This is a genomic window from Rhodoblastus acidophilus, assembly GCF_025961575.1.
Lineage (GTDB): Bacteria > Pseudomonadota > Alphaproteobacteria > Rhizobiales > Beijerinckiaceae > Rhodoblastus > Rhodoblastus acidophilus_C.
In genome coordinates, this window is record NZ_JAOQNX010000035.1 from 22,803 (window position 1) to 42,927 (window position 20,125).

The window sequence follows — 20,125 nt, forward strand, 5'->3', positions numbered from 1 at the left end:
CGGCAGCGTGTGTCACGTGAGCTTCGCATCGTCGTCGTAAAGGAAGGGCGCCTGAACGTCTCGAGCGAACTGCTTGGGCGCTGGCGGATCCCAAACCTCACGAGAGGTCTCGCAATGTCGAACAAGTTCCTGCGCGCCACGCTGGTGGCCGCCGTCCTCGGCGCCGCCCCCGCGCTCGCCGCCGACATCTCCGGCGCCGGCGCCACCTTTCCCTATCCGATCTACGCCAAATGGGCCGACGCCTACAAAACCCAGACCGGCAACGGTCTGAACTATCAGTCGATCGGCTCGGGCGGCGGCATCAAGCAGATCATCGCCAACACCGTCACCTTCGGCGCATCCGACAAGCCGCTCAAGGTCGAGGAGTTGGAAAAGAACGGTCTCGTGCAATGGCCGCAGGTGATGGGCGGCATCGTGCCGATCATCAACATCGAAGGCGTCGGCAACGAGCAGTTGGTCCTCGACGGCCCCGCGCTGGCGAAAATTTTCCTCGGCGAAATCAAGACCTGGAACGATCCGGCGATCGCCAGTCTGAACCCGACCCTCAAGCTCTCGGATACGCCGATCGCGGTCGTGCACCGTTCCGACGGCTCCGGCACCACCTTCAACTTCACCGATTACCTCGCCAAGGTCTCGGCGGACTGGAAGTCCAAGGTCGGCTCCGATTCGGCGGTTGAATGGCCGGTCGGGCTCGCCGCCAAGGGCAATGAAGGCGTCGCCAACACCGTCGCCAACACCAAGGGGTCTATTGGCTACGTCGAATATGCCTATGCCAAGCAGAACAAGATCCCCTTCGCCGACCTCGTCAACAAGGAGGGCGCCAAGGTCTCGCCGACCGTGGAAAGTTTTCAGGCGGCCGCCGCCAACGCCGACTGGGAGAACGCGCCCGGCTATTACCAGATCCTGACCAACCAGCCGGGCGCAAAATCCTGGCCGATCACGGCCGCGACTTTCATCCTGGTGCACAAGCAGCCGAAGGACCCGGCCGCCGTCGGCGAAGCGCTGAAGTTCTTCAACTGGGCGTTCAAGAACGGCGCGAAGGACGCGGAAGCCCTCGACTACATTCCGATGCCCGACAATGTCATCGGCATGATCCGCACCACCTGGGCGACCGAAATCAAGGGCGTCGACGGCAAGCTCGTCTTCAAGGGCGACTGACAAACCGGGGGCTCTTCCCCGCCACACCCGGGGACGCGTCCGCTGGGCGCGTCCCGCAGGAAAGAGGCGATCATGACTCAAGCGGTTCTGTCCGATCACATCGCGGCGGCGCATGGCGACGCCCGCGCCAGAGCCTTGAAAGGCTTCAAGCTGGGCGATGTCGCCTTCCATGTGCTCACCAAATCCTCCGCCATCGCCGTTCTGCTGCTGCTCGGCGGCGTGATCGTTTCGCTGGTCCATGGCTCCGCGCCGGCCCTGGGCGAATTTGGCTTCGGCTTTCTCACCTCGCAGGCCTGGAACCCGGTCACGGAAAAATTCGGCGCGGGACCGGCCATTTATGGCACGCTGGTCATCTCCTTCCTGGCGCTGCTGATCGCCGCGCCGATGGGGTTTGGCATCGCGGTCTTCCTCACCGAGCTTTGCCCACACGTGCTGCGGCGCCCGATCGGCGTCGCCATCGAATTGCTCGCCGGCATTCCCTCGATCATCTACGGCATCTGGGGCATGTTCGTGCTCGCGCCGGTGTTGCAGACGACGCTACAGCCCTGGCTGATCAATGGGTTCGCCGACATCCCCGTCCTGAACGATTTGTTTGCCGGCCCGCCCTATGGCATCGGCATTTTTACGGCCTCGATCATTCTCGCCATCATGATCCTGCCGCTGATCGCCTCGATTTCGCGTGACGTCTTCGAAACGGTTCCGCCGGTGCTGAAGGAGGCGGCCTATGGGATCGGCTGCACCAAATGGGAGGTGATGCGCTCCATCGTCGCGCCCTACACCGGTGTCGGCCTTGTCGGCGGCGTCATGCTGGCTTTGGGCCGTGCGCTCGGCGAAACCATGGCGGTTACCTTCGTCATCGGCAACGCCCACAAGATCCATGCCTCGATCCTCGGGCCCGGCACGACCATTTCCGCGACCATCGCCAATGAATTCACCGAGGCCGATGGCGCCATGTACACGTCCTCGCTGATTGCGCTTGGCCTGGTGCTGTTCGTCATCACCTTCTTCGTGCTCGCGGCCTCGCGCCTGTTGTTGGCCCGAATCAAGCGCCAGGAAGGACGCTGATATGTCCCTCGCCTCCGCGCGCAAACTGCGCTCCTCCCTAGCCATGTCGGCCTGCGTCGGCTCGGCCGTGCTCGGCATCGCCGCGCTGGCGATCATTCTCGGCGCGCTGCTGTGGAACGGTTTCTCGAGCCTCAATCTGGCCGTGTTCACCCAGATGACGCCGCCGCCGGGATCGGCTGGCGGTCTGCTCAACGCCATTGTCGGCTCGCTGATCATGACCGTGCTCGGCGTGGCCATCGGCGCGCCGCTCGGCCTGTTCGCCGGGACCTATATGTCGGAATACGGGCGCTATTCCAGGATCACCACGGTGGTGCGTTTCATCAACGACATCCTGCTGTCGGCGCCGTCCATCGTCATCGGCCTGTTCGTCTATGAGATCACCGTGATCCAGATGGGTCATTTCTCCGGGCTTTCAGGCGCGCTCGCTCTGGCGCTGCTGGTGGTTCCGGTGGTCGTGCGCACCACCGAGGACATGCTCAATCTCGTGCCGGGCAGCCTGCGCGAGGCGGCGACGGCGCTTGGCCTGCCGCGTTCGTTGATCATCCGCCATGTCGCCTACAAGGCGGCGCGCGCCGGCCTGATCACCGGCCTGCTGCTGGCGGTGGCGCGCGTCTCCGGCGAGACCGCGCCGCTGCTGTTCACCGCTTTGAACAACCAGTTCTTCAGCACCAACCTCAACGCGCCCATGGCGAGCCTGCCCGTCGTGATCTTCCAGTTCGCGATGTCGCCGTACAAGGATTGGCAATCTTTGGCCTGGGCCGGCGCCCTGCTGATCACCGCCGCCGTGCTCGCGCTCTCCATCGGCGCGCGCATTCTCGGCGCGCAAAAAACCTCGAAGTGAAGGGACCGTCATGAACGAGACCTATCTCCCCTCGGCCGGACCTGTGGTCGCGGATTCCGGCGCCTATGCCGCGCTCGCGGTCGGCGCCCAGGCCGAGAAAATGTCGGTGCGCAACCTCGACTTTTTCTACGGCGACAACCGCGCGCTGAAAGCGGTGAATGTGCCGCTCTACGACAGGAAGGTGACGGCCTTCATCGGGCCGTCCGGCTGCGGCAAGTCCACGCTGCTGCGCGTGCTCAACCGCATGTACGATCTCTATCCCGGCCAACGCGCCGAGGGCGAGGTGCTGCTCGACGGCGAGAACGTGCTTGATCCCAAGCTCGATCTCAATGCGCTGCGCGCCCGCGTCGGCATGGTGTTTCAAAAACCGACGCCGTTCCCGATGACCATTTACGAGAACATCGCCTTCGGCGTGCGTCTCTATGAAAAGCTCAGCAAGTCCGACATGGACGAGCGCGTCGAAAAAGCCTTGCGCGGCGCGGCGATCTGGGACGAGGTGAAGGACAAGCTCAACGCCTCCGGCCTGTCGCTGTCGGGGGGGCAGCAGCAGCGCCTGTGCATCGCGCGCACCGTGGCGATCCAGCCGGAAGTCATCCTGTTCGACGAGCCCTGCTCGGCGCTCGATCCGATTTCGACCGCCAAGATCGAGGAGCTGATCGACGAATTGCGCGTCGAATATACGATCGCCATCGTCACCCATAACATGCAGCAGGCGGTGCGCGTCTCGCAGCACACCGCCTTCATGTACCTGGGCGAAATGGTCGAGTTCGGCGAGACCGACCAGATTTTCACCGCCCCCAGGCAACCCCGCACGCAAGATTATATCACCGGGCGCTTCGGTTAGGAGGACCCCATGGTCGAACCCCACACCGTCAAATCCTTCGACGCCGAACTCGAGCTTTTGGGACGGCACATTTCCGAAATGGGCGGCATCGCCGAAAAGATGCTCGCCGACGCCATGGAGGCGCTGGGCGGCATGAACGCCGAACTCGCCGATCTCGTGCTCGCCGCCGACACGCGGCTCGATGCGCTGCAGCGCACGGTGGAGGAGGAAACCGTCTCGGTCATCGCGCGGCGCCAGCCGGTTGCTGTGGACCTGCGCGAAATCGTCGGCGCGCTGCGCATTTCGACCGAACTTGAACGCGTCGGCGACCTTGCCAAGAACATCGCCAAGCGCACCGGCAAGATCGCCGGGGAGGGCCGCGTGCCCCGTCCGATCGGCGGCTTGAAGGGCATGCATGAAATGGCGGTGGCGCAGCTCAACGACGTGCTCGACGCCTATGCGCAGCGCGACCCCGAGCGCGCCCGCGCCGTGTGGTTGCGCGATGTGGAGCTGGACCTGCTGGAGGACGCCGTGTTCCGCGAACTCCTCACCCATATGATGGAAGATCCGCGCAGCATCACTTTTTGCACGCATCTGCTGTTCTGCTCGAAAAATCTCGAGCGCGTCGGCGACCACACCACGAACATCGCCGAAACCGTCTATTTCATCGTCACCGGCGAGGTCCTGCCGTCCGACCGGCCGCGCGGCGTCGGATTCGCCCGTCCCGCATGAAGGGAGCGAGGTCATGAACGAGACGCGCTCGACCGCCCTGAACGCCCATGGCGCGCCACGCATCCTGGTGGTCGAGGACGAACCCGCGCTCGGGCTGCTGCTCGCCTATAACCTCGAAGCCGAAGGTTTCGTGGTGGATCGGGTCGAGCGCGGCGACGAGGCGGAAGCGCGGTTGCAGGAAGGCAGTCCCGATCTCGTCCTGCTCGACTGGATGCTGCCGGGCGTCTCGGGGCTGGAGCTCTGCCGGCGGCTGCGCGCGCGCGAAGCCACCCGCACGCTGCCGGTGATCATGCTCACCGCACGCGGCGAGGAGGCCGAGCGCGTGCGCGGACTTTCGGTGGGCGCCGACGATTACGTGGTCAAGCCGTTTTCGGTGCCGGAGATGATGGCCCGCGTGCGGGCGCTGCTGCGTCGGGCGCGCCCCGAACGCGTCGCGACGACCCTGGTCGCCGGCGATCTCGAACTCAATCGCGAGACGCGTCGCGTGCGGCGCGCGGACCGTGAGGTGCATCTCGGTCCGACCGAGTTTCGCCTGCTGGAATATTTGATGGAAAAGCCGGGCCGCGTGTTCACGCGCGCGCAACTGCTCGACAATGTCTGGGGGATTTCGATCGACATCGACGAGCGCACCGTCGACGTGCATGTCGGGCGCCTGCGCAAGGCGCTCGCCATCGGCGATGAGAACAATCCGATTCGCACCGTGCGCGGGGCGGGCTATTCCTTCGACGAAACCTATGGGAGGCGCTGAGCTTGCGGTCGCCCGCGCGCAGAGACGCCGTCGTCTCGCCTTGCCCGGCTTGCGCAGGCTCGGTTGGGAATTTCCGCACGCTTTTGCGGAGCCGTCGCAACCAAAGCCTGGCCGATGCGTATTCCCGAGGCGGCTTGATCCCTTTGCGCCGCGACGGAGACAGGCGCGGTGACGATCGACGTGCGAATCTCGGACGACATTGCGGCGGCAATGATGGACTGGCGCCACGACCTTCATCGCTTCCCCGAACTTGGGCGCCAGGAGGCGCGGACCTCGGGCAAGGTCGCCGGCGTTCTAAAATCCCTCGGCATGGAGGTGTGGACCGGATTGGCGGGAACGGGCGTGGTCGGTTCGCTCCGGGGTCGCTACGGTCGTGGAGGCGCCATCGGCTTGCGCGCCGAGATGGACGCGTTGCCCATCGAGGAGCGGGCAGAACTGCCTTTTCGGTCGCAGACCCCCGGCATATTCCACGCCTGCGGCCATGACGGCCATATGGCCATCCTGCTCGGCGCGGCGACGGCGCTCGCCCGCGATCCCGATTTCAAGGGGACCGTGCATTTCATTTTCCAGCCGGCCGAGGAAGCGCTGAATGGCGCGCAGGAGATGATCGACGCCGGCCTGTTCGAACAATTCCCCTGCGACGAAATCTACGCCCTGCACAACGCGCCCACGCTCGGCGTCGGAAATGTGGCGGTCCGGACCGGCGCCATTCTCGCGGCCTGCGATGATTTCACCATTTTCGTGCTCGGAAAGGGCGCTCATGCCGCGCTTCCCCATTTCGGCGCCGATCCCATCGTCGCCGCGGCGCAGCTTGTGACGAGTCTCCAGACGGTGGTGAGTCGCTCGCTCGATCCGACAGAGAGCGGGGTTCTCACCATAGGCATGATCTCGGGTGGAAACAGCGCGAACGTCATTCCGGAACATGTCGTCCTGCGCGGAACCGCCCGCGCGGCGAGCAGCGTCGCGCGCGAAACCATCTGTCGGCGCATCCGGGAGATTTGCGCCGGCGTCGCCGCGGCCCAGGGCGTGTCGATCGACTTCACCATCGACATGGGCTGTCCGCCGACCGTCAATGCGGAGGCGCCGACGGCGGCGCTGGTGCGGGCGGCGCGCGCAGCGGGGGCGCAGGTCATCACGGACATGCCGATTCTGATGGGATCGGAGGATTTCGCCACCATGCTGCAGGCGCGGCCCGGCTGCTATTTCCTGCTCGGCCAGGGCGGCGAGATGATTCATCATCCGGCTTACGCGTTCGATGATTCCATCCTGCCGCTGGGCGCTGCGATCTTCGTCAATATCGTTCGGGACAGGCTGGGCGTTGAGCGGAAGGCGCCCAACATCGCGGAGACACACATCCGCATTGCGTAAAGCGCCAAAAAAGCGCAGCTCTTGATTGTGGCGGGACTCAGAAAGCAGCTTTAATGGCCGCTGAATGCCCGTCAGCGGCCTGCGCGCCGGAGCATGCCGACTCCGTGGACCGAGTTATCGCGTCAATACTCCCATTGCGCGCCGACGCCCGCGCTGGTGGAGCCGTCGGCGCCGGCCTCGCCTTGAACCCGCAGGCGCTTGGTGACGTCGACGCTGACGGTGGCCGCGCTGTCCTCCGGCTTGGTTCCAGTGCGCACGCCGACCGACACGTTCGGCAGGATATAGCGCGACGAGCCGACCCTCGGGCTGCCGTCGGGGCTGAACTGCACGTCGAGCGAATCCACCCCGAGCGCGCGGCGCATCTTGTCGACCGCGTCGCCGCCTTGGCCGGAGAGCATGGCGACGGTCTGCGCCAGCTGCAGCGCCTGAATCGGGCTCAAGCTGCTGGACGCGGTGTTGAACAGCAGCCGAGACAGCACCTCGTCCTGCGGCAGGTCCGGCGTGGAGGAGAAGGCGAAACGCGGCTGCTCCGCCGGACCGCTGACCGTGAGTTGCGCGGTGATGTCGCCGACGCTGCTGGTGGCGGCGAAATCCAGGTCCGGGATCACGTCGCCGTTGAAGACGATGTTGCCGCGCGTGAATTGCAGCTGCTTGCCGGCGAGCGAAATCAGGCCGCGCCGCAATTCGAACGCGCCCTGCGCCACGGGCCGTTCGAGCGAACCGACGACGCGAATGTTTCCGCCGAGTTCCGCGTCCATGCCGCGCCCGTGGATGAAAATGCGCGAGGGCGCGCTCACGGCGACGTCGAGATCGGCATTGAAGGCGGGGCCCTTCGCCTTCCTGCGCGGCTTCTTGGCGTCGAGCGCGATTCGAGCGCGCGCCGCTGCGGTCGGCTGGACGTGGCTTGTGTTGTCGAGCGGGCGACTGGCCGAGGGCAGGCGGTCCGGCACGCGCACGTCGATGGTGGAAAACGTGACCTTGCCGCCGATGCGCGGGTGTCGCGCCAGCGGACCGCTCACATCGAGGCCGAGATCGGCGACCAGCGTCACGATGTCGTTGGCGGCGAGACGCGCGTTGCGCCCGCCGATGCGCAGATTGGCGGGAAATCCGTCGCCGAGCCGCACGACCCCGCTGATGTCCACATTGCCGTCGCCGGCGCGGGCGTTGAAGCGCTCGACCACGATCTCCTCGCCGCGCCCCCGCAGCACCGCATTGACGGCCTCGACCTTCACGCCGCTGAGCGGGTCCTCGAACAGGCCGTTGGCGAGCGTGACCGTCCCGGACAAAGCCGGGCGGGCCGCCGACCCTTGCGCCCGGGCGTCAAGCGTCAGCCTTCCGGCGACGCGCTGGCCTCCGTCCGCGAGCATGGTGTTGGCCAGCGCCGCGTCGAGCGCGCCGCGCAAGGCGAGATCGAGCGACCCATCCGCCGACAGCGGCGCCTGCCCCTGCACGGTGAGATTTCCGCCGCGCGGCAGCTCGACCCGCAGGTCGAGACTGGTGCGCCGGCCCTGCAGGACGCCGTTGGCGCGCAGCTCCGCCGACGCCACGCCCGCCGCGCGCATCTGCGGCGCGGTCAGTTTTTTCACCTCCGCCCGCCACGCCCCCTCCGGCGCCGAGGCCGATCCGGTGACGCGCGCGGAAAAATCCAGCGCGCCGGAGACCGGGGCATCGGGCGCGAACATTCTGGCGATGTCGAGCGGAAGCGCCCTGGCTGCGACGGTGAGATCGAGCTTTTCGCCGGCTGAACCGGAGAGGTCGAGCCGCCCCGCGCCGGCTTTCAGCGCCAGCCCGCCAATGGTCACGCCGCCGGACGGAAACCCGAACGAAGCCGGGCCGGCCAGCGAAATCCTTTGCGCGCCGCGCCGCGCCTCGAATGCGTTCAGATCGAGTTTGACCGGCGCGCCGGCGGCGAGCTTTCCGCGCGCCTCCAGCGCAATGCCGCGCGCTTCCGTCACAAGCGCAAATTCGCTGCCGTCCGCGCTCGCCCGGGACGTCAGCCGCAATCTGGGGATGGACTCGCCCAAAATCTCTGCCCGGTCCAGGGTCGCGGTCCCCTCGACGCGCGGCGCGCCGAACAGGTTTTGCGCGCGCGCATCGACGGCCAGCAGGGCGAGCGCATGCGCGCCGAAACGCAGGCCGGAGGCGTCGAGCTTGACCGCCGCATCCTGCTGGCCGCCCTCCGCGCGCAAGGTGATCTTCGCGGACAGTCGCCCGGCCAATCGCTCGCGGAGGAAGACGGAGAGGTCATCGAGATTGCCCGCGACGACATCGACATCGCCCTCCAGCCGTTGCGCCGTGTCCAGGGCGCCCGCGCCGTTCAGCGCCAGCGAGCCGAAGCGAATGTCCCGCGCGACGATCCGGCTGACGCCATCGGTCCCACGTGAAAATTCCGCCAGGCCCGAGGCCGGCTTGCCCTCGGCCTCGCCCGCAAGTTTCACACGCGCGCTCGGCGCGGCGATCAGATCGCGTCCCTCCAGATCGAGCTTCAGCCGCGCGACAGCGTGGCCCATCGAGCGAAGATTTTCGACATCGACCGCCGCGACGAGATCGGGATGGGCGAGCGAGCCGGTCAGGCGCCCCTGCGCCGCGACGCGCCCGGCCAAATCCTTGGCCGCCTGCGAAAGATCGGGCGCTTCAATTTTGAAGGTCACATCGGCCTTGTCATCGTCGGCGGCGCCGTCGATGCGCGCCGAAATCTGCCGCCCTGCAAGCGTCAGGTCGGAGAAGGCGAACCCGCTTGCGAGCTTGCTGAGTCCGCCGCGGATTTCGGTCTTGCCGCCGATCAGCCCGTCCAGGAGTTCAAAGCCGCTCGCCAGCCCGTCGCTGCGCAACGCCAGTCTGGCGTCGAGGCGCGCGGCGGGATCGCCGCTCAATTCCACCTGTCCCTTGAACGCGCCGCGCAGCTCGGTCTTGGCGAGAGCGGCGAAGCGCTGGAGGTCGGCAAGGTCGAGATCGACCCGCCCTTTGACCGCGCGCGGACCGAACAGGCCCTTCGCCGAAAGCGAATCCTTGCCCGACTTGAATTCGGCCAGCGAAATATCGGTCGCGCCATTCGGAGCGGCGCGGCCGCGCAGGGTCAGGGAGAAAGCCTGTCCAAGGGCGCGCGCCAGCGCCGGATCGGAGACATGCAGGCCCTCGCCGGACGCGTCGGCTTTCAGGTCGACGCGGGTGGCGGGGTCGGTGACGAGGCCGTTCGGCAGGGTGGTCAGATGCGCGTCGAGCCGCTTGAGCCGCGCCTCGGGCAAAGCCGCCTCGGCGACGTGCAGGTTGAAATCCAGTTTCGGCGCCTTCAACGCCCCTGCGGCGTCGAGCCGCAGCTCCAAGGCGCCGATCTCGACGCCGCCGGCGCGGGCCACGCCGTCGTCGCCGCGCGATTGCAGCCGCAAACGCCCCTCCAGAGCCTCGTCCGCCGCCAGCCGCCCGTCGAGATCGAGCACGGCTTCGCGCGCCGCGATCTGAAGATGCTCGACGCTCTTGGCGCCGTCATCGGCGACGACGAAGGCGCCGGACAGCGCGGTCTCGCCCGAGAACACCGGGGCGATCCAGGGGGGCAGGATTTTTTCCAGCGCGCCGCGAACGTCAAGCCGCAGGGCGCGGGCGCCGGCGCGCGGCTCCATGCGCGCCTCGCCCTGAATGGTCGCCAGCGGCCCCGCCTTGAACAAAACCTTGGCGTCGAACTGGTCGACAGGCCCGGCGCCGTTCAGGTCGAAATCGACCGGCGGCAGGCCGTCGAGATCGGCGGCATGGGCGATCAGGCCGCCAGCCGGCTCATGCGCGGAAAAGGCGGCGAAAACCTGCTTCGCGCGCGGATCGTAGTTCAGCCGCAGCGCCAGCGCGCCCGCCGCATCCTGGCGGCGCGCGTCAAAACCGAGATCGAGCGCATCGCCGAGGCTTCCTAGCGTGGCGTGGCCGGAGCCCGATAGGCGCGCGGCGACGCCGATCACCGGCTCGCCCAGATCGAATTGCGCGAAAGAGAAATCGCGCAGGACGACGGTCACCGGCAATTGGAAATTCAGCCAATCGGCGAAGGACGAGGGTTCGGATTTTTTCGTCTCGCCCACGGGCGGCCGCAAAAGCTCCAGCCTGCCCACCTCCAGCCTGTCCACCAGCAATCTGCCGGTGAGCAGCGCCGAGCGGGTCCACACCAGCCGCGCCTGGTCGAGCTTGAGCCAGGGCCCCTGCTTGTCCGACAGGGTGACGCCGCGAATGGTGGCGTCCGATGTCAGCGCGCCGTCCACGGCCTCGATCTGGATCTGCATGTCGGGCGACGACAGGGTGTTTTCGATCACCGAGGCGAGCAGGCCCTTCTGGTCTTCCCCCGCCGTCAGCGGCGCGCGCGGGCCGGCGTAATGCAGCAACGCCCCGTAGAGGCCGAGACCAGAGGCGACCAAGACCAGCGCGAGGGCGAGAAGGATGCGACGCCAATGCTTCATCAGAACGCCTGTCCTATGCCGACATAGACGGCGACCGTGGGATCGCCGGGCTGCGGGTTGATCGGGGCGGCGACGTCGAGGCGGATCGGCCCGAAGCCGGTGTAATAGCGCAGGCCCAGCCCGCCGGCGAAACGCACGCCGCCCACGAAATTGGGCAGAGCGGTCGAGAAGGCGGAGCCGGCGTCGATGAAGGGCACGACGCCGATGTCGTCGGTGACCTTGATGCGGCCTTCCACCGAGGCCTCGAACAGGCTGGCGCCGCCCATCGCGACCTCGCCCTGGCCCGGAACGTAGCCCATGGGCGAAAGCGAGCGCCAGGCATAGCCGCGCACGGAGCCGCCGCCGCCGGCGAAGAAGCGCCTGTTGTCGGGCACGTTCAAAATCCCCGCGCCGCCCGAGGCGCCCAGGCCAATGCGGCCCGCGAGCACATAGTCCTGGTCGTCGTCGAGGGCGTAATAGGTCGAGACCTGCGCCTTGCCCTGGTAGAAATCGAGGCTGGAGCCCAGGAAGGTCGGATAGGCGCCGCCCGAGGCGAGCACGCGCACGCCGCTTCTCGGGTCGAGCAGGCTGTCGGTGGTGTCGTAATGCACGCCGGCGGTCAGGCCGACCAGCAGGTAATTGGTGTTGCCGAACGGGTCGGAGGAGCCTCCGCGCTCGACCTCGACGCCGCCGGTCACCGAGAGCGTCTCATTGAAGCGATAGCGCAGCGCCTGCGTGGTGTTGAGATATTCCGCCGAATAGCTCTTGGTCACCTCGCGGGCCAGGGTGAAGTCGGCGAGATAGTCGAAGTGGCTACCGTACAAGGCCGGCTTGATGAAACTGGCGTTGAAGCGGCCGACGAGATGTTGCGGGTCGAGCAGCCTGACGTTGTTTTCGCCGCCATTGTCCGGCGTGACGCCGGCGACGGCGCTGAGCCGCAGACGCTCGCCATCGCCGAACAGGTTGCGGAACGTCCAGTCGCCGCGCACGGACGGGCCGTCGACGGTGGAATATTGCGCGGCGAGGCTGACCGCATGGGCCTTGCGTTCCGAGGTTTCGACGGTGAGCGGCAAATTGCCGTCGGCGTCGAGATGGTCGGATTCGAGAATGCGGGTCGAGCCGATCGCCTCGATCTGGCCGATGGAGCGGCGCATGGCGGCGATGCGCTCCGGCGAGAACGGGTCGCCCTCCTCGATATAGATGAAGGAGCGGATCACCTCGGGGTCGATGCCGCCGTCGTGCTTGACGGCGACGGCGCCGAAGCCGACCTTGGGACCGGGGACCACACGCACCTCGATGTCGACGCGCTGCGTCGCATGGCGCACGATCGCTTCGGCTTTCTCGATCCTGGCCAGCGCCCGCGCCTCCGAGCGCAAGACATTGACCACACGGGTCTGCAGGGCGCGCACGGCGCTGGCGCGGGCGGGATCGCCGGTTTCGAGCTTCAGCCGGCTCGGGCTCAGGCCGGGATCGTCGAGCGGGGCGCCGGTCCTGGCGTCGACGATGAGGATGTCGCCGATCTTATATTGCGGGCCCGGCGCGACCTCGAAGACCACGCGTGCGATTTGCAGGCCCATGGCGCGGTTGGCCGCGCTTGCCGCCGCCTCGACCCCAGCGCCGTCCAGCGCGATGGGCCGACCCTCGACCTCGGCGGTGACCGTCGCATCATAATAACCCTCGGCCCAGAGGGCGTCGACCATGCGCGGCAGGTCTGCCGCGACGCGCCGGGCAAGACTTTCGCCATTGTCCACCGGCTCCTGCCTCAGCCGCCAGCTGTTGGCGACATCCTTCAGGGGGTCGGTCAGCGAATCGTCGAGCGGGTGGAACTCCACTTGATAGGTCAAAGCGCCGGCGCGGGGCGCCAGCGGGGGCGCTTCGCCCCCAAACAGTCCGAAAAAACCGTCAGCGCGCGCCGGGCCGCCCGTGGCCGCAGGCAAGAGCAAAGCCGCAGCCAGAACGCATTTCAGACCAAGGCTGAGGCGAAACAAACACATGGAAAACTCGGACCGACATCTGCGCGACATTGAAGCATTTCATGGTGAAACATTTGTCAAGAAACGACAATATACCGCCGCGCGAACGGGACGACGGAACGCCTCCGGGAAATCAAGCCCGAACCGGCGTTCGGGCGGGTGGGCGCCGTTACGCTTGCGAGGTTTTCAAGCTTTTGTTGCGCGATTGCGCGCGGGACCCATGCAGGCGTCATGGAGCCCGCCAGGCTGTGCGCGACGAAGACGAGGCATCCGGACCCACATGATGAGCCCGCCGAGTTGCTGGTCCTCAAGCGGCGTCAGGCCCCAGGCTGATGCGCTGAGCACATGCAAGGAAAACAGGGTGTGGGGCGCCAGCGTCAAGAGCGCGCCGAGCGCCGTCATCTGCAGCGCGGAGAAGAAGCTTAGCCGCCAACCGCGCGCAAGCTTCGCCGGCCAATTCGCGACGATCCAGCCTTGTAGGTTTGCCCCGGGCAAGCACCTGGAGCCGACGGCCGCGCGGCGGACGCAACCTTTGAAGATTTGGAGGGCTTGAGGATTTCCCTCAGGATTGAGGGGAAGGAGGGAGCGTTACCCCTGATGATAGCCGACTGAAAACGAACGCTTAGACCGGCTTCGTCTTTGTCGCAAGTGTTTGAATTTTAATGGCGCGCCCGAAAGGATTCGAACCTCTGCCCCCCAGATTCGTAGTCTGGAGGTCGAAAATTTCTGCAGATTTCCTCCTGACTTTTTGCATCATGAATTGCCTGAAAACGTTGGCATTGAGCGGAGGGAAGTTCGCTCTTGCTTACCGGGGATTTCCTGAGTTATCCTTTTTCTGCTTACCGGGTGCTTACCGCGCTTACCGGGCCAAAAAGTCAGGAGGCCCCAACAATGCCCCAAGGCCGCATCTCAAAACGATCGGTTGACGCCCTGACTTGTCCGGCGGGGAAGGACCGTGAATTCCTATGGGACGATCAGCTTGCGGGCTTCGGCGTCGGCGCCTTCCCGACGGGCAAGAAGATTTATGTCGCGCAGTACCGCCAGCATGGCCGTTCGCGCCGCATTTCGATCGGCGAGCATGGGCGGCTGACGCCGGATGAGGCGCGGTCGCAGGCGAAGGTGCTTCTTGGCCAGGTCGAAACCGGCTCTGATCCTGTGCAGGACCGGAGGGCGGAGCGCGCGAAGGAGACGTTTCGTGAAACCTCTGACCGCTTCATGAAGGAGCACGTCGCGACCAAGCGCAAAGGCCGCACGCAAGAGGAATATCAGCGCCTCCTCGACCTCCATTTGCTTCGAAGCATCGGCGCGCGCCGCATGGTCGACCTGACCCGCTCGGAAGTCGCGCGACTGCACAGCAAGGTGTCGGCGTCGTCGCCTTACGCGGCCAATCGGGCGTTGGCGCTGCTCTCAGCGATTTGGAATTGGGCGGCGAAGCGAGATGAAGTCGAATTTGGCGACAATCCCGCCAAGGGCATCGAGCGCAACGCCGAGCGCAAACGCGAACGGTTCCTGAACAGCGAGGAATTGTCCCGCCTTGGCGACGCACTGCGCGAGGCCGAAGAGGTCGGCGTTCCGTGGGAAATCGACGCCAAAAAGAAAGGCGCCAAGCACACGCCGAAGGAGAACCAGCGGACGAAGATCGATCCGCACGCCGCTGGCGCGATCCGCCTCTTGATCCTGACCGGCGCGCGCCTGCGTGAAATCCTTGGCGCCAGATGGGAGCATGTCGACTTCGAGCGTGGGATTATCCATCTGCCCGACAGCAAGACCGGCGCGAAGCCGATCTATCTTTCGGCCGCCGCGCTCGACGCCCTGAACAAGCTCCCTCGGATCGAGGGCAACCCGCATGTTATCCCCGGCGAGAAAGAGGGCGCGTCCCGCGTCGACCTCAAAAAGCCTTGGGCGGCTGTCACGCGCGCTGCTGGCTTGGACGGCTTGCGCGTTCATGACTTGCGCCACAGCTTCGCGTCGTTCGGCGCCGGCGCGTCCCTTGGTCTGCCGATCATCGGCAAGTTGCTTGGGCACAGCCAGGCCGCGACGACGCACCGTTACGCGCACTTGGACGCCGATCCGATGCACCGGGCGGTGGAGACGATCGGTTCGACCATCACCGCTGCAATGAACCGCAGCGCCGCGGCCAAAGTCGTGAAGCTGGACAAGCCAAGAGTCTCGGCGACTCTAAAAGGCAATTAGACGACTGCGGTGCCGCCATTTGCGTCGCCGATGAAATCAACGTCGGATAAGCCGAAGAAAGATGAGGAAAAGGACAGCGAACAGAAGTAAAATCTGGCGTGTGGTTCGCGCGTGACCCAAGCGCAAATCACACGCGCGCTCAAATCATTGATCCAATTGCGGTACCCAAATGACAGAAGCCCCTTCGTTCTCTAATTTGTGGAAGCGCCCGAAGGCTCCATTAGGGATTGTGGTGCAGTGGATCATGGAGCGAGGATCCATCCAATCCCACGCAGCGACTGCTCAGAAGAGCATCGAGGTCGGGACCTTTGAAACTGAGCAAGGAGACGATGATTACGTCGAAGCTCTGCCTGCAGAACTGATCGAAAGGATGAGGGTCGCGAGCAAAGAACTTATGACTGCCATCCAGAATGGTGCATTAGCTGTATACGGAATAAATAGAGAAGGAGGGCCCGCTCAAGCGGTTCCTCTGGAATGGTTTGACGACTGCTTTATCAAAGTCTCGGGAATGGAGAGCGATTCCGAATTGTTCGATCGCTCCTTTAAACCCGTTGAGCCAGCACCAATTATTATGGAGTTCGGAGATTATGAAAACTGGCCAGAGTGCAAGGGGGATACTCTGCTTAGCAACGGCCAAATTTCTTGGTCACATCTCGTGGCTCCAGTGGCAAAAATAATCGAGCTCTGGCCAACTGATTCTAATCACGAGATTGTCCCGTCGGCCGCATCGTGTTCGGCGCCATCGGCCGCGTCGGAAACCATCTACAAGACAGGTGTCGCGGGCAAGCCGTCTTCATGGTGGCTCATCGAAAAGGAAGTGCGCAGAAGGTTTGCCGGATTCCCTGCTGACGTAAAAAAAACGGACATCGCAAAACTTATGCATGCATGGCTAAAGGAAACTCATCCTGAGGCGCCGCCGATCACAGCGAAGACAATCGAGAACAACCTCACTACCCTTCTTTTTGAACTCAGAAATGCCACACGGGCTGCCTGATATGATTTTCTCAATCTAATATCGGGCGTCTATATCGGGTATAAAACATCGGAAATCATGAGCTTATTCCACCTGCGAAGGGGTAAGCTCAATGGGTACACCTCAATATCTTCGTCGTCAGCAAGCGGCTGAATATCTGAAGGGGCGCTATGGCTTCGGCGCCGCCAGGACGCTCGCCAAATTGGCGGTGGTCGGTGGCGGTCCCGAAATCTTCTATGCTGGGCCTCGCACGCCTCTCTACACCGAGGAGAAACTCGACGCTTGGGCGCAGTCCAAGATCGGGCGGCCGGTGCGCAGCACCTCCGAGCGTAAGGCGAGCCAGAAGAAGCTGACGCTTGTCACCTCCGACAGCAGCCCGGAGGTCAGCGAATAATGATCCAGAGAAAGGAGAACCCGGCCTCGCTGGCGGCGAGCCGGGTTCCGGAAAAGATCGTTTGCTTGGCGGCTGCGATCAATCCGGAAGATAGCCGCTCGACAGTAAAAATTCAACGCCTTCGGGCAATTTCCCGGCGCGCATCTTTGTCCCCCGCTGTCGCGGCCGTCGTCGCGGAACTGGCATTTGGGGAGACCCGCGCGTGAAGCACGATCCTCACACCCAAACCCGCCTTCGGTTTTTGGCAGGCCGAATCCACGCCCTCGGCCCGCGCCCGTTGTTCGAACCTTTCCGGGAAATCGAAGCCGGCGCTGACCTGATGCCGCGCCTCGAACGCTATGCGGCCCTCAGCCCCAACATCGTCGCGACCCTTGGCGCGGATCGCATGCCGCCGCGCGCTCGAATCGTAGGAGGCGCCCGATGAGCCGCATCCGCCTCCCCAATCGCCGGCTCCACGAGATCCACGATCTGGAATTTCAGGGCCAGCATTTCACCCTCGGCGTCGGCCGGTTCGACGATGGCGCGCTCGCCGAAGTGTTCATCGATCCCGCCAAATCCTCGCAGATGACCGCGATTGCGCGCGATGCGGCGGTTTGTGTGTCGATTGCTCTGCAGCATGGCGTTCCCTCTGATGCGCTCCGCAGCGCCGTCACCAGGGAGGCCACCGGCGAGGCGGCCGGGCTCGTCGGCGCTGTTCTCGACCTGCTGGAGGCACGCCCATGAAAACGATCATCGGCATTGACCCCGGTGTGAATGGCGCCGTCTCCGTCCTGGACGAGGCTGGCAGTCTCCTGAACCTCCATGACCTGCCCGTGACCTCGGACGGCTTCAAGGGCCGCAGCACCATCAACTGCCCGCTGCTCGCCGCTTTGATCCGGAAGACCGGAGCTGATCGCGCGTTCTGCGAACTCATCGGCCCGCGCCCCACAGATGGCGTGGCCGGCGCCTTCGGTTTCGGCCGGAGCCGCGGCGCCATTGAGGGCGTGCTCGCTGCCTGCGGCGTCTCCGTCGTCATGATCGCGCCGCCCGTTTGGAAGCGCCATGCAGGCGTCCCGGCTGGCAAGGAACACAAGGACGTTGCTCGCGCCCGCGCCATCGCCCGTTGGCCCGCCCAGGCCGAACTTTTTGCCCGCAAATCTGACATCGATAGAGCCGAGGCTTGCTTGATCGCCTTGGCCGGCATGGCGAAAGAGGTGCGCTGATGTTCGATCTCCGCACCATCGCACGCGCCCTTGGCGGCGAGGTGGTCAACGGCCAGGTGCTCGCGCCCGGCCCAGGCCACAGCAAGCGAGACCGCTCCCTTGCGGTCCGACCGTCGGCGACCGATCCAGACGGCTTCCTCGTCCACTCGCATTGCGGCGACGACTGGCGCACCTGCCGCGACCATGTGCGGCACCACCTCGGACTTTCGCGAGATGACTGGAAATACAGGGAACAGAGACCCACGGCAGGGCGCGTTTCTGACCTGAGAGCACCACCCACTGAAGACGACGCCAAGCGCACGCGGGACGCCCTGGCGATCTGGCGCGCTTCCACCGATCCGCGCGGAACGCTGGCGCAGACCTATCTTGAGTCGCGCGGCCTGGACTTGTCTGACGACCTCGCTGGGTCCGTCCTGCGGTGGAATGCGCACATTGGCGCCTTGGTCGCGCTCTTCCGCAACCTGCACACCGGTGAGCCGCAGGCGATCACGCGCATTTTCCTCGACCGCGAAGGCAAGAAGACCGGGCGCATGTTCAAGGGGCCGGTGGGCGGCGCGGCCGTGATGCTGGACGATCACGCCAGCGTCGCGCACGGCTTTTTCTGCGGCGAGGGCGTCGAGACCTGCATGGCCGGCCGTCAGATGGGCTTCAAGCCGGCGTGGGCGCTGGGATCAGCTGGCGCGATTGAAAGCCTGCCGCTCCTGGCCGGCGTCGACGCCGTCACCATCTTCGCGGAGACCGACGATAGCGGCGCCAATGCGCGCGCGATCGCCGCGACCGGCGCGAGGTGGCGGGCCGCTGACCGAGAGGTCTTCGTGGTGACGCCGGAAATCGGTGGCGACATGAACGACGCGCTGCTGATGCGGAGGGCTGGATGACGACCTATCCGACGCCCTACGCCAAGGACAACGACCGCGTGACGGTTACAAAATGGGAGCTGTCGCCGAATGACGGCTATGCTCCGCCAGGCGAGTCGGTTGAGCGGCCACTTCCGCCGCTCCAAATCATCAATCCCGCCGACTACTTCGGCCACATCATACCGTCGCGCCGATGGATCGTGCGCGATTGGATTCCCTGCGGCGTCGTCACCGGCCTTTATGGCGATGGCGGCCTCGGTAAATCCCTGCTGGCCCAACAGTTGCAGTCAGCGTGCGCCTGCGGGGGCGAATGGGTTGGCCAGGTCGCCGAGTATTGCAGGTCCATCGGCTTCTATTGCGAGGACGACACGGACGAGCTGCTTCGCCGCCAGGAGAACATCACGGCGGCGATGAACCTTGAGGCCGCCGACCTCGCAAACGTCCAATTCGTCTCCCGCGTCCATCAGGACAACATCCTGATGACGTTCAGCAAGAGCGGCAAAGGCGAGCTGACGCCGCTGCACAAGCAGATGGTGGAACAGTCGAAGGACTTCGGCGCCCGCCTCGCCGTGTTCGACACCGCGGCGGATTTCTTCGCCGGTAACGAAAACGACCGGGGGCAGGTGCGCCAGTTTATCGCCGTCGCGCTCGGCAGCATCGCCGAGGCAATCGACGGCGCCGTGCTGTTGTGCGCGCATCCCTCCCGATCCGGCATATCGTCCGGCACTGGCGACGGCGGCTCAACCGGCTGGTCAAACTCCTTCCGGTCGCGGCTCTATCTGTCCATGCCAGAGTGCGAAGGCGTTCCGCCCGACGATGAGCGCGTGCTGGCGCGCAAGAAGGCGAATTACGCGGCGCGCAACGATCAAATCCCGCTCGTCTGGAGCAACGGCGCATTCCGCGTGAACCGGCCGAACGACGCCATTGGCAGCAGCTTTCGCGCGTCCGCGAGCGAGGTCTTTCTCAGCCTGCTCGATGCGCTGACAAAGCAAAATCGCCTCGTCTCGGACAACGCCCATGCGAGCAATTACGCGCCGAAGGAGTTCGCTCTCCAGCCTGATCGCCAGGGCTACAAGAGGCAGGATTTCAAGCTGGCCATGGAGCGGCTGTTTGCCGTGGGGCAAATCAAAGTCGTCGAAGATGGTCCCCCGTCCAGACGTCGGAGGTACATCGCCAATGCCTGATTTCACCCCCTTCACGGTTGGCTTCACGGTTCTTCACGGTTCCAACCATGAAGTGGCAAAAACACCATATTCTTCTAGGCATTGCGGCCGGTCTTCACGGTTGGCGCTTCACGGTCTTCTTGGTTATGCAGATCATGTTGAATTTGTTGAGGTTCATGGTTGCTTCCCGGTAGTGCTTCAGTCCCCCCATACCCCTATAGGC

18 protein-coding genes and 1 pseudogene are annotated in these 20,125 nt (G+C 65.0%); 16 read left to right on the forward strand and 3 right to left on the reverse strand.

What is annotated here, in order from left to right; translation table 11 throughout:
- Positions 1–114: 114 nt before the first annotated feature.
- The 7 genes from pstS to M2320_RS19850 all read left to right on the forward strand — a co-directional run bounded on the left by pstS (position 115) and on the right by M2320_RS19850 (position 6,735).
- Positions 115–1,158 carry a phosphate ABC transporter substrate-binding protein PstS gene (gene pstS / locus M2320_RS19820; RefSeq protein WP_264598762.1) on the forward strand — a complete coding sequence of 348 codons (1,044 nt, stop codon included), beginning with the start codon at positions 115–117 and terminating at the stop codon, positions 1,156–1,158.
- 72 nt (positions 1,159–1,230) lie between these two features.
- Positions 1,231–2,223, forward strand: a complete 993-nt coding sequence (gene pstC / locus M2320_RS19825) for a phosphate ABC transporter permease subunit PstC (protein ID WP_264598763.1) — start codon at positions 1,231–1,233, stop codon at positions 2,221–2,223.
- 1 nt (position 2,224) lies between these two features.
- Positions 2,225–3,064, forward strand: coding sequence for a phosphate ABC transporter permease PstA (gene pstA / locus M2320_RS19830; RefSeq protein WP_264598764.1), 840 nt, complete (start codon positions 2,225–2,227; stop codon positions 3,062–3,064).
- Positions 3,065–3,164: 100 nt separating this feature from the next.
- Positions 3,165–3,908 (forward strand): phosphate ABC transporter ATP-binding protein PstB, encoded by a 744-nt coding sequence (gene pstB / locus M2320_RS19835; protein WP_264598788.1) that lies wholly within the window; start codon positions 3,165–3,167, stop codon positions 3,906–3,908.
- Between the two features lie 9 nt (positions 3,909–3,917).
- Complete coding sequence (phoU, locus tag M2320_RS19840; RefSeq protein WP_264598765.1) at positions 3,918–4,619, forward strand: phosphate signaling complex protein PhoU; 702 nt, start codon at positions 3,918–3,920, stop codon at positions 4,617–4,619.
- A gap of 13 nt (positions 4,620–4,632) precedes the next feature.
- On the forward strand, positions 4,633–5,367 hold the full coding sequence (gene phoB, locus M2320_RS19845) for a phosphate regulon transcriptional regulator PhoB (RefSeq protein ID WP_184429053.1): 735 nt from the start codon (positions 4,633–4,635) through the stop codon (positions 5,365–5,367).
- 168 nt (positions 5,368–5,535) lie between these two features.
- Entirely contained in the window at positions 5,536–6,735 is a 1,200-nt protein-coding gene (locus M2320_RS19850; RefSeq protein WP_264598766.1) for an amidohydrolase, read from the forward strand.
- Positions 6,736–6,857: 122 nt separating this feature from the next.
- Here the strand turns inward: M2320_RS19850 and M2320_RS19855 are convergent, their stop codons facing one another.
- The 3 genes from M2320_RS19855 to M2320_RS23405 form a co-directional block, all read right to left on the reverse strand.
- Positions 6,858–11,168, reverse strand: a complete 4,311-nt coding sequence (locus M2320_RS19855) for a translocation/assembly module TamB domain-containing protein (RefSeq protein WP_264598767.1) — start codon at positions 11,166–11,168, stop codon at positions 6,858–6,860.
- A complete protein-coding gene (locus M2320_RS19860; RefSeq protein ID WP_264598768.1) occupies positions 11,168–13,141 on the reverse strand; it encodes an autotransporter assembly complex protein TamA in 1,974 nt (657 codons plus the stop codon). Before M2320_RS19860 ends, M2320_RS19855 begins: the two co-directional genes overlap by 1 nt.
- Positions 13,142–13,306: 165 nt before the next feature.
- Positions 13,307–13,615, reverse strand: coding sequence for a cytochrome c oxidase assembly protein (locus M2320_RS23405; protein WP_425540700.1), 309 nt, complete (start codon positions 13,613–13,615; stop codon positions 13,307–13,309).
- A 396-nt stretch (positions 13,616–14,011) separates the two neighbouring features.
- Here M2320_RS23405 and M2320_RS19870 point away from each other — a divergent pair.
- From M2320_RS19870 to M2320_RS19910, 9 genes and pseudogenes are all read left to right on the forward strand, one after another.
- Positions 14,012–14,236: pseudogene (locus M2320_RS19870) on the forward strand (Arm DNA-binding domain-containing protein); the annotation flags it as partial.
- Between the two features lie 198 nt (positions 14,237–14,434).
- A complete protein-coding gene (locus M2320_RS19875) occupies positions 14,435–15,313 on the forward strand; it encodes a tyrosine-type recombinase/integrase (protein WP_264598789.1) in 879 nt (292 codons plus the stop codon).
- 169 nt (positions 15,314–15,482) lie between these two features.
- The gene (locus M2320_RS19880; RefSeq protein ID WP_264598769.1) at positions 15,483–16,307 is read left to right on the forward strand and encodes a hypothetical protein; all 825 of its coding nucleotides are present in this window, start codon (positions 15,483–15,485) and stop codon (positions 16,305–16,307) included.
- A 91-nt stretch (positions 16,308–16,398) separates the two neighbouring features.
- Positions 16,399–16,680, forward strand: a complete 282-nt coding sequence (locus M2320_RS19885; RefSeq protein ID WP_264598770.1) for a hypothetical protein — start codon at positions 16,399–16,401, stop codon at positions 16,678–16,680.
- On the forward strand, positions 16,680–16,886 hold the full coding sequence (locus tag M2320_RS19890; RefSeq protein ID WP_264598771.1) for a hypothetical protein: 207 nt from the start codon (positions 16,680–16,682) through the stop codon (positions 16,884–16,886). The genes M2320_RS19885 and M2320_RS19890 overlap by 1 nt, the downstream gene beginning before the upstream one ends.
- Positions 16,887–17,100: 214 nt before the next feature.
- A complete protein-coding gene (locus M2320_RS19895; RefSeq protein ID WP_264598772.1) occupies positions 17,101–17,403 on the forward strand; it encodes a hypothetical protein in 303 nt (100 codons plus the stop codon).
- Positions 17,400–17,882: a hypothetical protein gene (locus tag M2320_RS19900; protein WP_264598773.1), complete on the forward strand. Its 483-nt coding sequence runs from the start codon at positions 17,400–17,402 to the stop codon at positions 17,880–17,882. The genes M2320_RS19895 and M2320_RS19900 overlap by 4 nt, the downstream gene beginning before the upstream one ends.
- Entirely contained in the window at positions 17,882–18,760 is an 879-nt protein-coding gene (locus tag M2320_RS19905; protein WP_264598774.1) for a DUF7146 domain-containing protein, read from the forward strand. Before M2320_RS19900 ends, M2320_RS19905 begins: the two co-directional genes overlap by 1 nt.
- Complete coding sequence (locus M2320_RS19910) at positions 18,757–19,923, forward strand: AAA family ATPase (protein ID WP_264598775.1); 1,167 nt, start codon at positions 18,757–18,759, stop codon at positions 19,921–19,923. The genes M2320_RS19905 and M2320_RS19910 overlap by 4 nt, the downstream gene beginning before the upstream one ends.
- Positions 19,924–20,125 lie beyond the last annotated feature (202 nt).